Source organism: Enterobacteriaceae bacterium ESL0689 (assembly GCA_029433525.1).
Taxonomy (GTDB): domain Bacteria; phylum Pseudomonadota; class Gammaproteobacteria; order Enterobacterales; family Enterobacteriaceae; genus JAQTIF01.
On record JAQTIF010000001.1, the window covers coordinates 1,919,600 to 1,933,711 of the forward strand.

The 14,112-nt window shown below is 53.2% G+C and carries 11 protein-coding genes and 4 pseudogenes; 12 read left to right on the forward strand and 3 right to left on the reverse strand.

The features are described from left to right. The 7 genes and pseudogenes from PT300_09285 to PT300_09315 all read left to right on the forward strand — a co-directional run bounded on the left by PT300_09285 (nt 1) and on the right by PT300_09315 (nt 6,734). A complete protein-coding gene (locus PT300_09285; protein ID MDF7680760.1) occupies nt 1-648 on the forward strand; it encodes a type VI secretion system accessory protein TagJ in 648 nt (215 codons plus the stop codon). Beyond that, nucleotides 570-758: a type VI secretion system baseplate subunit TssF gene (locus PT300_09290; protein MDF7680761.1), complete on the forward strand. Its 189-nt coding sequence runs from the start codon at nt 570-572 to the stop codon at nt 756-758. Before PT300_09285 ends, PT300_09290 begins: the two co-directional genes overlap by 79 nt. Further along, nucleotides 716-1,219 (forward strand): annotated as a pseudogene (locus PT300_09295) (type VI secretion system baseplate subunit TssF). The gene PT300_09290 and the pseudogene PT300_09295 overlap by 43 nt, the downstream one beginning before the upstream one ends. Before the next feature lie 51 nt (nt 1,220-1,270). Further along, nucleotides 1,271-2,077 (forward strand): annotated as a pseudogene (tssG, locus tag PT300_09300) (type VI secretion system baseplate subunit TssG). A 23-nt stretch (nt 2,078-2,100) separates the two neighbouring features. Then, nucleotides 2,101-4,716, forward strand: a complete 2,616-nt coding sequence (gene tssH, locus PT300_09305; GenBank protein MDF7680762.1) for a type VI secretion system ATPase TssH — start codon at nt 2,101-2,103, stop codon at nt 4,714-4,716. Between the two features lie 24 nt (nt 4,717-4,740). Beyond that, nucleotides 4,741-6,153, forward strand: a complete 1,413-nt coding sequence (locus tag PT300_09310) for a serine/threonine-protein kinase (protein MDF7680763.1) — start codon at nt 4,741-4,743, stop codon at nt 6,151-6,153. Nucleotides 6,154-6,545: 392 nt separating this feature from the next. Continuing rightward, nucleotides 6,546-6,734: pseudogene (locus PT300_09315) on the forward strand (hypothetical protein). A gap of 98 nt (nt 6,735-6,832) precedes the next feature. Here PT300_09315 and PT300_09320 read toward each other — a convergent pair. Both PT300_09320 and PT300_09325 read right to left on the reverse strand, forming a co-directional pair. Next, nucleotides 6,833-7,090 (reverse strand): hypothetical protein, encoded by a 258-nt coding sequence (locus tag PT300_09320; protein ID MDF7680764.1) that lies wholly within the window; start codon nt 7,088-7,090, stop codon nt 6,833-6,835. A 102-nt stretch (nt 7,091-7,192) separates the two neighbouring features. Further along, nucleotides 7,193-7,327: pseudogene (locus PT300_09325) on the reverse strand (hypothetical protein). A gap of 253 nt (nt 7,328-7,580) precedes the next feature. Between PT300_09325 and hemA the strand changes: the two are divergent. The 5 genes from hemA to kdsA all read left to right on the forward strand — a co-directional run bounded on the left by hemA (nt 7,581) and on the right by kdsA (nt 12,749). Beyond that, entirely contained in the window at nt 7,581-8,837 is a 1,257-nt protein-coding gene (hemA, locus tag PT300_09330) for a glutamyl-tRNA reductase (GenBank protein ID MDF7680765.1), read from the forward strand. A gap of 38 nt (nt 8,838-8,875) precedes the next feature. Beyond that, entirely contained in the window at nt 8,876-9,958 is a 1,083-nt protein-coding gene (gene prfA, locus PT300_09335) for a peptide chain release factor 1 (GenBank protein ID MDF7680766.1), read from the forward strand. Next, on the forward strand, nt 9,958-10,806 hold the full coding sequence (gene prmC / locus PT300_09340; protein MDF7680767.1) for a peptide chain release factor N(5)-glutamine methyltransferase: 849 nt from the start codon (nt 9,958-9,960) through the stop codon (nt 10,804-10,806). Before prfA ends, prmC begins: the two co-directional genes overlap by 1 nt. 138 nt (nt 10,807-10,944) lie before the next feature. Then, a complete protein-coding gene (gene sirB1, locus PT300_09345; protein ID MDF7680768.1) occupies nt 10,945-11,757 on the forward strand; it encodes an invasion regulator SirB1 in 813 nt (270 codons plus the stop codon). A gap of 137 nt (nt 11,758-11,894) precedes the next feature. Then, complete coding sequence (kdsA, locus tag PT300_09350; protein ID MDF7680769.1) at nt 11,895-12,749, forward strand: 3-deoxy-8-phosphooctulonate synthase; 855 nt, start codon at nt 11,895-11,897, stop codon at nt 12,747-12,749. Between the two features lie 54 nt (nt 12,750-12,803). Here the strand turns inward: kdsA and chaA are convergent, their stop codons facing one another. Further along, nucleotides 12,804-13,904: a sodium-potassium/proton antiporter ChaA gene (gene chaA, locus PT300_09355; GenBank protein ID MDF7680770.1), complete on the reverse strand. Its 1,101-nt coding sequence runs from the start codon at nt 13,902-13,904 to the stop codon at nt 12,804-12,806. Nucleotides 13,905-14,112 lie beyond the last annotated feature (208 nt).

The window sequence follows — 14,112 nt, forward strand, 5'->3', positions numbered from 1 at the left end:
ATGAATTCGCTTTATCAATACCTGGCGGGTGACTCGCTCAGCAATACCTTATTGCGACTGGAAGCCGATATCAAAGCCAAACCGGCTGACGCGGATCTGCGTGCTGCATTCGTCCAGCTGCTGATCCTCGATGGCAACTGGACACGGGCGCTGACCCAGTTAAAAAGCTGGCTGGCGCTAAAACCGCAGACCAAACCGACGGTGACGTTACTTAAGCAATCAATACAAGGCGAGCTGCAACGGGAGCAGGTTTTCGCTGGTAAGGCTCGGCCGATCATGCCGGTATCCGATGACGGATGGATGACCCTGCTCATGGATGCCTTCAGCGCAGACGACGCCCAGGCAAAGACCCTGCGCCTGACCGCGCTGGAGCAGGCAACGGCTCACCGTGGTCAGCTCACGTTTGAAGACGCGCCGCCACAACAATTTGCCTGGCTGATGGATGGTGATGCGCGTCTCGGGCCGGTGTGCGAAACCATCGTTAATGGTCGTTATTTCTGGCTCCCCTTCTTAGCGGACTGGACAAATTCATTCAGCGCTGTGACAGCGAAAAAGCGTTCGATATCTTTATCCTGCTCGATAAATCTGACGAGCAACTGGAACGCATCATCGATGCCAGCCATCTGGCACTGCACTGCACCCCGGTGATCAACCTGTTTCCTAAGATGGGGGCCGCCAGAAGCTCAATGAAGGGCAGCACGAATATCACCTGGTGGTGGATAACATCCGGCCACTGGATTATGAAATTTACGCGGTAAACAAAATCTATGGCAGTCAGGATGGCCAGCACGACGACCAGACCTTTCGCCCGTTCTGGCACACCTGGAGCGGCGATAGCGGCAATTATGGCGCCTATTTTTCCTTACGCCGTGAACAGCGTGTCTTGTCTGAACATGCGTTGCATTATGGCACCCGCACCGGGTATATCGGTTCCGAAGTCTTCGCCTCGCTGGTGGATGCCCAGCATGCGCCTTGGCAGGATACGCTGCGCTATATTTCCGCCGAAGTGCTCTGTACCAGCCGTGACTTGCCTTTAATGTTACAGCAGGAGCTGGGGCAATTCATTGTGGCTGACTCGATGCCGGTAAAATCCCTCACCCTGCGTAAAGGCCCGACCTCACCGATACCGGCACTGGCGGAAGGGTTCAGCACCTGGCGGCTCATCAGCCAGCTACAGATGAACTACCTCAGCCTGATGGATGGCGAAAATGAAGAGGGCGCTGCAGCACTACGGCAGTTGCTGGGATTATATGCCAACCTGGCCGCTGCTCGCCAGCGCGGCGAAAACGGCTTGCATGAGATAGCGATCCTGAGTTTTGGCCTGTTTGGCCCTAACGGCCCGCTACCGCTGCATATCACAGAATATGCCCGCGAACGTCTCCAGCATCACCAGGATGCCAGCCTGAGCGCCTTTGCTGACCTGTTCCACCACCGTCTGACGCTACTGTTTTACCATGCCTGGGCGGATGCTCAGCCAGCTATTTCGCTTGATCGCAGCGATAACAATCGGTTTGAGGGCTATCTGGCCTCGCTGATTGGGATGGGCCAGCCGGGTCAGATGAAGAAAGGGAGCTTAAGTAGCCATGCACGCTTTACCTGGACCGGGCATCTCTCGCGCCACGGACGCGATCCACAAGGACTGGAAAAGATCCTGAGCGGCTATTTTAACATTCCGGTCAAACTGGTCGCGAATGTGCCGCAATGGATGCCGCTCACCCGTGATGAACAGGCGCAGTTAGGTCAGGGACGGCGTCTGCCGCGCCTCGGAGAGTCGGCGTTTCTCGGCATCGCCGTGCGTGATGTACAGCACAAATTTCGGCTCGACATGGGCCCGCTCAGCGCAGAAGCGTATGACCGCTTTCTGCCGGGCGAAGCCAGTGTCACTGCCTTACGAGACTGGGTACGCCAGTACGCTGGCATCGATTTTGAATGAGAAATTCGTGTGATATTACGCGCCGATGCGGTGCGGGGTGTCACGCTGGGTGGCACTGGCGGACGGCTGGGATATAGCACCTGGCTGGGGAATCAGCCACAGCCGATCGCGCGTGGTGATCTGATTTATCGCGCAGAAAAATAAATTTCAAACCAACGGAAGCCAACATGTCAGAAATCAGCCGTGCCGTGCTGTTCGGCAAACTGGATACACACTTATTTACCGCGCTGGAAAGTGCTACCGCATTTTGCAAGCTGCGCGGTAATCCCTATGTCGAGCTGGTACACTGGTTGCATCAATTGATGCAACAGCAGGATGGCGATCTACAACAGGTGATCCGCTACTTTGCACTTGATGAGCAACAGCTGACCGACGATATTGTGCTCGCGCTGGATATGCTGCCGCGTGGCGCCAGCTCGGTCTCCGACCTGTCAGAACATATCGACAGTGCGGTGGAATGTGCCTGGGTATATGGCTCGCTCAAATTTGCGGTCAACCGTATTCGCGGCGGCCATTTACTGATCGGCATACTCAAAAGCGGCAATCTGGCCAATGTACTGAAAAGCATCTCCGGGCAGTTCAGCCGGATTAACAGCGGCATGTTGATTGAACAGTTTGCGACCATTTGTGCAGACAGCAAAGAGGCGCAACCGGACGATGCCAGCCAGGCGATCCCTGCCGATGCGCCGCCTGTCGCGCAGAGCTCATTAACTCGCTATGGCCAGGATCTGACGGCGCGGGCGCGTGAAGGAAAAATCGATCCGGTCGTCGGCCGCGATGAAGAGATCCGCCAGATGATCGATATTTTAATGCGACGTCGCCAGAATAACCCGTTACTGACTGGGGAGGCCGGGGTCGGTAAAACCGCGGTCGTCGAAGGGCTGGCGCGTCGTATTGTTGAAGGGGATGTGCCAGAGCCACTACAGAATATCCAGTTATGGTTACTGGATATCGGACTGTTACAGGCTGGCGCGGGAATGAAAGGGGAATTTGAAGCCCGTCTGCAGGCACTGATTAATGAAGTGCAATCCAGTACGACTGCGATAATTTTATTTATCGATGAAATCCACACCCTGATTGGTGCCGGGGGACAGCAGGGAACCGGCGATGCGGCCAATCTGCTCAAACCGGCGCTGGCACGGGGACAGTTGCGCACTATCGGCGCCACCACCTGGGCCGAATACAAAAAATATATTGAGAAAGATCCGGCGCTGACCCGCCGCTTCCAGACGGTGCAGGTTCACGAACCGGACGAAGCGAAAGCGATACGGATGCTGCGCAGTATCGTCTCGCCACTGGAGACCCATCATCAGGTGCTGCTGCTGGATGAAGCGGTAAGCGCGGCAGTCAAGCTTTCGCATCGCTACATTCCGGCCCGCCAGTTGCCGGATAAAGCCGTCGCCTTACTGGATAACGCCTGCGCCCGGGTCGCCGTCAGCCAGAGTGCGCCACCGGCACAACTGGAGGATTGCCTGCGCCAGCTTACTGCGCTGGAGACCGAACTGGCGATTGCTGAACGTGAAGCGCGTATGGGGGTGGGCGATCCACAACGCATCGCGACACTCACTGCGGCGCGCGACAGCGGCCAGATCCTGGCGGATAGCTTAAAACAACGCTGGCAACAGGAACGCAGCCTGGTCAGTGAGATTATCCGTCTGCGGGCCGCGCTGTTTGCCGCCGATGAGGGCGAAGCATCGGAACTGCGCACTCAGCTTGCCAGCCAGCAACAGGCGCTGAACAGTCTACAGGGCGATGAGCCACTGCTGTTTACCGCGGTGGATGAAAACGTCGTCGCGGCGGTGGTCTCTGACTGGACCGGTATCCCGCTGGGGCGGATGGTAAAAAACGAGATCGATGCGATACTGAACCTCGCCGATACCCTCAATCAGCGGGTCATCGGGCAGCGCCACGGCCTCGACTTGATCGCCCGGCGGGTAAAAACTTCGCGGGCAAAGCTCGACGACCCCAACAAACCGATTGGCGTATTTATGCTGTGTGGCCCCTCCGGGGTCGGCAAAACCGAAACCGCACTGGCGCTGGCCGAGTCGCTATATGGCGGTGAGCAGAACGTGATTACCATTAACATGAGTGAATTTCAGGAAGCACACACCGTCTCTACCTTAAAAGGTGCCCCGCCGGGTTACGTCGGTTATGGCGAAGGCGGTGTGTTAACAGAAGCCGTGCGCCGTCGCCCCTATAGCGTGGTATTGCTGGACGAAATCGAAAAAGCGCACCCGGATGTGCATGAGATCTTCTTCCAGGTGTTCGACAAAGGCTGGATGGAGGATGGTGAGGATCGTCACATTGATTTTCGTAATACGATTATTATCCTGACCACCAACATCGGAACGGAGCTCATTAGCGCCATGTGTGCCGATCCGCAACTGATGCCTGAACCGGAAGCGTTAAGTGGTGCGCTGCGTCAGCCGCTATTACAGGTATTTCCACCGGCGCTACTGGGACGCCTGCTGGTCATCCCTTACTACCCGCTCAGTGATGCGATGCTGGGGCAGATCGTACATCTGCAACTCAAACGCATTCAGCGTCGACTGGAAGAAAACCACAACATTATTTCAGTATTTGATGACAGTGTAGTGGAACAGATTGTTCAGCGCTGTACCGAGGTAGAGTCAGGGGGACGAATGGTGGACGCGATCCTGACCAACACCCTGCTACCGCGGATAAGCCAGATTTTGCTTACCGCCAGTCGCAGCGACGAACAGTACCGACATCTGTCTGTGCGCTGTGAGCAGGGTGAATTTCACTGTCAGTTTGCTGTGTAATAATCATCAAGAGAGCTGGAAAAGATGACGGATAATAATCGGGCTGTCCCGAACGCACTACCGGTCGGGTATCGTTTTAATGAGTTTGAAATCAAAAAAGTGATTGGTGGTGGTGGCTTCGGCATTGTCTACCAGGCCTGGGACCATCAGCTCGAACGCACGATCGCGATTAAAGAATTTATGCCTGCCTCACTGGCGGTACGTGGTGAGAATATGGCGCTGGTACTGCGCAGTGAGCGCTTCAGCAAAGCGTTTTCCGTTGGGTTGAACAGTTTCATACAGGAAGCACGACTGCTGGCGCGTTTTAATCACCCAAACCTGTTGCATGTGCTGCGTTTCTGGGTACAAAACGATACCGCGTATATGGGAACGTTATTTTATAGCGGTACGACACTTTCGCGTCTGCGTGAAGAGCGACCGGAAATCATCAACGAAACCTGGATCCGCCATATATTGCCAATGCTGTTGGGAGCCATCAAGACGCTCCACGATGAAGGCTACCTGCACCGTGATATCTCGCTGGATAACATTCAAATACAGGATAACGGCTTGCCGATCCTGCTCGATTTCGGTTCAGCCCGTCGCACTATCGGAAGCCTTTCTGATGAGACCGAAACCATGTTGCGACCCGGCTTTGCGCCAGTCGAACAGTATACTGACGATAATGAAAGCGAACAGGGGCCGTGGACTGACATCTATGCGCTCGGTGCGGTATTACATACCCTGATCGTTGGCTCGCCGCCGCCGGTTAGCGTGGTACGTTCGATTGAGGATACCTGTCAACCACTGGTGGAGCTGCGACCACAGGGATATTCCCTGTCGCTACTCAACGCCATTGACCGTGCGCTGGCACTGAATATCGCTGATCGGCCACAATCTATTGATCAATTTGCCGCGCTGATTGAGATGCCGGTCGCCGGGATTGAAGAGGTGTTGGTCACAAAAAAACCGGCGAAGGAGCCGGTGCCAGTGGCAGAAAAAATAGTCCCGTCGCCAGACTGGCGACGCTATAAGATCCCGGCAATTATCGCTGCTGTACTGCTGGTGGGCATTACCACAGGCGCAATACTGTTGAGTGGTGGCGGTCATGATACGCCAGCGCACATTGCTGGCACACCTGGCGCAACGCCGCCAGTTGAGGACGCGACACATGCCCCCGAAGTGGCTCCGCTTAACGATCAGACGCCGCCGTCAGACGGGGAGAACGCTCCGCTTTCAGTGGCTGCCAGCCCGATCGCACAAGTCTATATTCGTATGCTGGACGGTGAGACCCTGACGGTCAATGGCGAGCTGAAAACCGTGCATCCGGCATCGGATGGTTATGCGATGCTCAGTCTGCCTGTGGGTGAGTTCACGATAGATCTACAGGACAATGGCAAAACCCGCACGCAGGTGCTGAATATTACACAACCGGGTACCTGGCTGGTAAATCCGTAAATAATAAAAGGTTAATCATCCACGCCTTACTTCAGCACAGGGAACGGTCATGCGCAAAGGCAACACCATCGGAAAACTGCAGTATGTGCCGCCGCCGCTCGACACGGTCGATGGCGGCAGCGCTAATCCGCCGGTGAAGAACGACTGGTGAGCCGAGTGGGGCGAGATGGTGCACAGCGGGCTCGATATCGTCGGCGCGATACCGGTGAACGAGGCAGTAGCTTGCGCCAGTTCGCGCTTAACGCGGGCTATGAGCCACGAACAGTCACCCAAGCTGTCAGCCGCTGGGCAGGAAAAAGCGAACTTCCACGCGTCGTTTGACTTATCGGATTTTGCGAGACCTTTCGGTCGCAATAGGCAAAGAAGTTACCCCCGGCATCCTCAAGGAGGCGTCAGACGACTCGGTACGGAAAGTGATTTATCTGGCAATCCAGTCAGCCTCAAAAAAATGGAGTATGCCGATCCAGAACTGGCGACTGGCAATGAGTCGCTTTATTATTGAGTTTGGTGATCGCCTGAGCGGGTCCTTTAATACGGTGGCAGTTACACAGAATGATTTACAGGGTCAGAGAATTTGCTGATTCAGAGTATCAAGAGGTGCAACGATTAATTGATTGTTTAAAGAGATCTTGTAAATAATTCTGTATATCCATCAACTCTTGTAAATCATTCTGTATAACTATAATCGCATCCAGCTAAATATCACCGTAAAGCAACACCGCACGGTGCCTATAATGTCTTTGGCCGCCGGACGTGGAAACAGGACGCCAGCGGGATAACCGTTTTTATCTGGGACGGCGACCGGCTGCTGAATGAAATCAGCGACCCGCGCAGCCATCTGTGGATTGACGAAGACGAGCACGGCTTCGCCCCGCTGGCGCAGGTCACCCACCGGGCAGGCGAAGATAAAAAAGAGGCACGGGTCTACGAGTATCACAACGACGCCTCCGGCCTGCCACGCGAACTGACCGACGTACAGGGCATGGCAGGCCGATTCCCACAACGGGAATCACACCGCGCAGGTAACAACCGGCAGCGAAGACAGCGCTGGGCCACCCCGATGCAGCATCAGCATGGTGGTCAGTCGGCGGGCATGATTTTTATCGCAGGTTTTATGAATCATTTTCCGCATCAGGCGTCGTTCGTTACGGAGAACAGATGCTATGATCGGTATTCTTCTGGCAGTTGATCAGATCACACACTCCGTGCAGAGTGCGCTTAAAGGGATCAACTGTTCGGCGCCACCATTTAGCGTTACCCGATGATGGAGTCCATGTACAAACCCGCTGAAATTGAAAAAATTATCATTCATTGTTTCCGTTATCTGGCTGGGACGATGGCAAACGTGGGCTTCTCTTTTATTGATTCTGCGCATCCTGTATGATAGCGCGGACTAACCCTGGTAATATTGGTACTATTCCCTCACTATGACCCTTTTAGCTCTTGGTATTAATCACAAAACAGCCCCTGTCGCGCTGCGGGAACGCGTTGCGTTTTCGCCTGATACGCTCGATCAAGCGCTGGAGAGCTTACTGGCTCAGCCAATGGTACAGGGTGGGGTGGTGCTTTCAACCTGTAATCGGACGGAGTTATATCTCAGTGTTGCGCAACAGGATAATTTGCGTGAAGCCCTGATTCGTTGGTTATGTGATTATCATCATCTCAATGAGGAAGATCTGCGTTATAGCCTGTACTGGTATCAGGACAACGATGCGGTCAGCCATCTGATGCGTGTCGCCAGCGGCCTCGATTCACTGGTACTGGGTGAACCACAGATCCTCGGACAGGTAAAAAAGGCTTTTGCTGACTCCAGCCGCGGGCACGGCAAAGTCAGTGAACTGGATCGGATGTTTCAGAAGTCTTTCTCGGTGGCCAAACGGGTACGCACTGAAACCGATATCGGTGCCAGCGCCGTTTCTGTCGCTTTCGCCGCCTGTACTCTGGCACAACAAATCTTCGAATCACTGAACAGTGTAACGGTGTTGCTGGTGGGCGCGGGCGAGACTATCGAGCTGGTTGCCCGGCATTTACGGGAAAGTCAGGTGCGGAAAATGATCGTCGCCAACCGAACCCGTGAACGGGCAAAAACGCTGGCCGGAGAGGTGGGGGCGGAGATTATCGCGCTGAGCGATATTGATCAGCGACTGAAAGAGGCCGATGTTATTATCAGTGCCACAGCCAGCCCACTGCCGATCATTAAGAAAGAGATGGTCGAACGTGCGCTGAAAGCACGGCGTAACCAGCCGATGTTGCTGGTCGATATTGCGGTACCGAGAGATGTTGAGCCTGCGGTGGGTAAGCTGGCCAATGCTTACCTGTACAGTGTCGATGATTTACAAAATATTATTCAGCATAACCGCGCCCGGCGTGAAGTCGCGGCGGTGCATGCAGAAGCGATTGTGGAACAGGAAACAGATGAATTTATGGCCTGGTTACGTGCTCAGGAGGCCAGCGAAACCATTCGTGAATATCGTTCCCGCGCCGAACAGACGCGAGAAGAGCTGACGGCGAAAGCGCTGGCGGTACTGGCACAAGGGGGCGATATGCGGGAAGTTATCGAAGATCTTACCCATAAGTTAACCAATCGCCTGATCCACATGCCGACTAAATCGTTGCAACAGGCGGCACGTGACGGAAATGACGAACGTCTGCAAATACTGCGTAATAGCCTCGGGCTGGAATAGCGCAGTTCTTTTTTTCACAACAGGGTGAATTGACACCGATGAAACCGTCTATCATTGCCAAACTGGAAGCTCTCAACGAACGCCATGAGGAAGTTCAGGCGCTGTTAGGAGAGGCGCAGATTATTGCCGATCAGGATAAATTTCGTGCCCTGTCACGGGAATATGCGCAACTGGATAGCGTCGCAGGTTGTTATAACGCATGGCGCAGCGTCCAGGCGGATATCGCTGCGGCGCAGACGATGCTTGACGATGCCGAATTACGTGAGATGGCACAGGAAGAGCTGGCCGTCGCGAAAAATAAAAATGACCAGCTGGAACAGCAATTACAGGTGCTATTGTTGCCGCAGGACCCGGACGATGGACGCCATGCCTTTATTGAAGTGCGTGCCGGTACTGGCGGTGATGAAGCGGCATTGTTTGCCGGGGATCTGTTCCGGATGTACAGCCGTTACGCAGAATCCCGGCGCTGGCAGGTAGAGATTATGAGCGCCAGCGACGGTGAGCACGGGGGTTTTAAAGAGGTCATCGCCAGAATCAGTGGTGATGATGTTTACGGCCGACTGAAGTTCGAGTCAGGCGGCCATCGTGTCCAGCGTGTTCCGGCTACCGAATCGCAGGGGCGGATCCACACCTCGGCCTGTACGGTGGTGGTGATGCCGGTGCTGCCCGAGACAGAAATGCCGGAAATCAATCCCGGCGATCTGCGTATTGATACCTTCCGATCCTCCGGTGCTGGTGGACAACATGTTAACACCACCGATTCGGCGATCCGCATCACTCACTTACCGACCGGTATTGTGGTGGAGTGTCAGGACGAACGCTCGCAGCATAAAAACAAAGCGAAAGCATTGTCCGTGCTTGGGGCGCGTATTCACGCCGCAGAAGTGGCCAGACGACAACAGGCGGAAGCCTCCACCCGACGCAATTTACTGGGCAGCGGTGATCGCAGTGATCGCAATCGCACCTACAATTTCCCGCAGGGACGGGTCACGGATCATCGTATCAATCTGACGCTCTATCGCCTCGATGAAGTGATGGAGGGCAAGCTGGATATGCTGATTGAGCCGATTATTCAGGAACATCAGGCGGATCAACTCGCTGCACTCGCTGAACAGGAATGATGACCTTTCGTCAATGGCTTCAGCAGGCTGCGGCCTCGCTTGTCGCCAGTGAAAGCCCACGGCGTGATGCGGAAATTTTGCTCGGGCATGTCACCGGGAAATCGCGAACGGCGATCATCGCCTTTGATGAGACGGTGCTGACGACAGAGCAACTGACGATGCTTGAGGCGTTACTGGCGCGTCGTCAGCGCGGTGAACCGATCGCTTATCTGGTCGGTGAGCGTGAATTCTGGTCGTTACCCTTGCGTGTCTCCGCGACCACACTGATACCACGTCCGGATAGTGAATGCCTTGTCGAACAGGCGCTGGCGCGATTGCCCGCCACGCCGTGTCAGATCCTGGATTTAGGCACTGGCACCGGGGCGATTGCGCTGGCGTTAGCCAGTGAACGGCCGGACTGCCAGATAACGGCGGTTGACGTTATGCCCGCAGCGGTAATGCTGGCGAGGCAAAATGCCGAACGGCTGGCGATAAGCAATGTCCGCATCCAGCAGAGTCACTGGTTCAGCGCCCTGGCGAGGCAACCGTTCAGCATGATTGTCAGCAATCCCCCCTATATTGATGAAGCCGATCCCCATCTTGCCGAGGGTGACGTGCGCTTTGAGCCGAGAAGTGCGCTGGTTGCCGCCGATAAGGGGCTTGCTGACCTCGCGCATATTATTGCCGAAGGTCGCCATTTCCTGACACCCGATGGTGTGATGCTACTGGAACATGGCTGGCAACAGGGGGCAGCGGTACGGGCACTGTTTCGCGAGGCGGGTTACAGTGATATCACCACCTGTCGTGACTATGGTGACAATGAGCGCCTGACGCTGGGATGGGCTTCGAACAGGGAAAGGGCTGACTGAAAAGCGGTTTGGCGTTATCATACCAGAAAATATGAGATTTTATCGTACCTGTGCAGGTCAGTGGTGATATATCACGTTAGCGCTGATATTCAGCATGATACCACTCGCCATCGTAAGAAGAGCGTTACTGGAGTAAGCATGAGATCATTAGCTGATTTCGAATTTAATAAGGCGCTGTTGTGTGACGGGATGGTCCTTATTTCTGAATTAATCCGTGACGATTTTCCGACCCATTATGTACAGCATGAGCTTGAGCGTTTATTACATCTGGCAGAGGAAGAAATTGCCGGATGCTGGGATCAGGAGCGTCAGTTAGAGCGATTACTCGATCTGTTCTATTACGAATGGGGATTCCGGGGTTCTGAGGGGGTTTATCGGCTATCAGATGCCTTATGGATAGATAAAGTGCTGTTAAATCGTCAGGGAAGTGCTGTTTCTTTAGGGGCGATCCTGTTATGGATCGCTCAGCGTCTGTCACTGCCACTGGTGCCGGTTATTTTTCCGACACAGATGTTACTGCGGGCAGACCTGGAAAGCAGCCAGCAAATTTGGTTAATCAATCCATTTAATGGTGACACGCTGGACGAACACACGCTGGAAGTCTGGCTGAAGGGCAACATCAGTCCGCTTGCTGAACTGTTCAACGAAGATCTGGAAGAGGCCGATAACGCTGAAGTGATTGATAAACTACTGGATACGTTAAAATCAGCGCTGGTGGCAGAACAGCAAATGGAGCTGGCGTTACGTGTCAGCGAAGTGTTACTCCAGATTAACCCTGAAGATCCTTATGAAATCCGTGATCGTGGGCTGATTTACGCCCAGCTTGAGTGTGAGCATGTTGCCTTGCGCGATCTCAGCTATTTTATCGAACAATGTCCCGAAGATCCGATAAGCGAAATGATCCGGGCGCAAATTAATACAATCTCGCATAAACACATTATTCTTCATTAAACATCCGGGCCAGCAAGGGGTTATCGATCCGATAAGTCTGATGGCGACCTGAACGGTCATCAGAGCGCACCGATAACCTGCGCAGGCTCCTTTTGCGGCTGAAATGATTCTGGTGATTCCTCTGATAAGGCGATTTTATGAAACAAAAAGTGGTTAACATTGGTGATATCAAGGTCGCCAATGATCTGCCGTTCGTGCTGTTTGGTGGTATGAACGTGCTGGAGTCCCGTGATCTGGCGATGCGTATCTGTGAACACTATGTCACGGTGACACAAAAACTGGGCATTCCTTATGTGTTCAAAGCCTCTTTTGATAAAGCCAACCGTTCCTCGATTCACTCCTATCGTGGCCCCGGGCTGGAAGAGGGAATGAAAATTTTTCACGAACTGAAACAAACGTTCGGGGTGAAAATCATTACCGATGTCCATGAAGCCAGCCAGGCGCAGCCGGTTGCCGAGGTGGTTGATGTGATTCAGCTACCGGCGTTCCTTGCCCGTCAGACCGATTTAGTGGCTGCGATGGCGAAAACCGGCGCGGTTATCAACATCAAGAAACCGCAGTTTGTCAGCCCCGGACAGATGGGAAATATTGTCGATAAGTTTATCGAAGGCGGGAACGATAAGGTAATTTTATGTGATCGTGGGGCGAACTTTGGCTATGACAACCTGGTGGTTGATATGCTGGGTTTTGGCGTGATGAAGAAGGTTTCTGGTTATTCACCGGTTATCTTTGATGTCACCCATGCCTTACAGTGCCGTGATCCGTTTGGTGCCGCATCCAGTGGTCGTCGGGCACAGGTGAGCGAACTGGCGCGTGCCGGAATGGGCGTAGGGCTGGCAGGATTATTTCTGGAAGCGCATCCTGATCCCCGCCAGGCAAAATGTGACGGGCCTTCAGCACTGCCACTGAATAAACTGGAACCGTTTCTCAAACAGATGAAAGCGATTGATGAACTGGTGAAAAGTTTCGCTGAACTGGATACCAGTGACTGAAATAACGGCCTGGTGATGCCAGGCCATTCTTTTATCTATCGCGCGATGCCTCAATCAGGCAAAGATGGTCATCAGATAGGCGGCAAAAAGTGCCAGATGTGCAGCGCCATTAAGCACATTGGTACGCCCCGATGAAAGGGAGATATGACACAGCACCAGCGCGGCGACCATCACCACCATTTCTGCTGCTCCCAGCGCAAAATGCAGCTCTTTACCACTAAAAAAAGCGATCACGGTGACGACAGGGACCGTCAGCGAGATCGTAGCCAGTACGGAACCGAAAAATAAATTCATCGCCCGCTGCACCTGATTATTCAGCACCGCTTTCATCGCACCCAGTCCCTCCGGTGAGAGGATCAGCAGTGCCACCAGGAAACCGGTAAAGGCGACCGGGGCGTTCATGCTGGAAAGTAACGTTTCAAGCGGCGTGGCATTCATTTTGGTGACGGCAATAACCGCGATCAGGTGAATTAATAGCCATACCGTATGCCGGACGCTACTGTGAGCTGATAATTTACCATGATGCGGATCATCATCATCACTGTCATCTTCATGTTCGTAAATAAACAGGCTCTGGTGGGTTTTGGTCTGAATTAACAAAAAGACGGCATACATCGCAGCAGAAATCAGGGCGACCAGCAACGCCTGCCCAGTACTGAAATTGCCCTTTGACAGCGCCATTGGAAAGACCAGCACGATAATGGCGAGAGGAAACAAGGTAATTAAGTACTGTTTAATGCCCAGCACATTCATATACTGGGTGGCAAATTTTCGGCCGCCTAATAGCAGCGCAAAGCCGACCAGCCCGCTGGTGACGATCATAATGATCGAATAGAGTGTGTCGCGCATCACCGTGGGAGCGGCATTTCCGGTAGCCATTAATGCGGAAATAAGACTTACCTCAAGAATAACGACTGAAAGGCTTAAAATCAGCGATCCATAAGGCTCCCCTAACCGATGAGCCAGCACATCAGCATGACGAACAACACTGAATGCACTACATAAAATACCGACAAGAGCCAGAAGATTAACAGCGATAACTGCCGGGAGCGATTGACTGCTTCCGAAGAAAAACAGCGCTGTCAGTGCCAGAATCGGGAATAAAAGCGAAGTTTCCTTATGGCGGGTTTTCACCGCTTCATTTGTATGCATTATGGGCTTTCTCCATCCAGACCGCTATTCGAATTATAGATAAGTATATATAACTTACTAAAATAACGGACATAATATGGACTGGGTTTTACCTAAATTTACCGATATTGTTTAATTTTTATTCAAAATCATCATAAATATCAATTATCTTAATTTTTATGTTTAAATTCATATGGTTATTTTTTATAAATAAAAATTAAATTGGATGTGA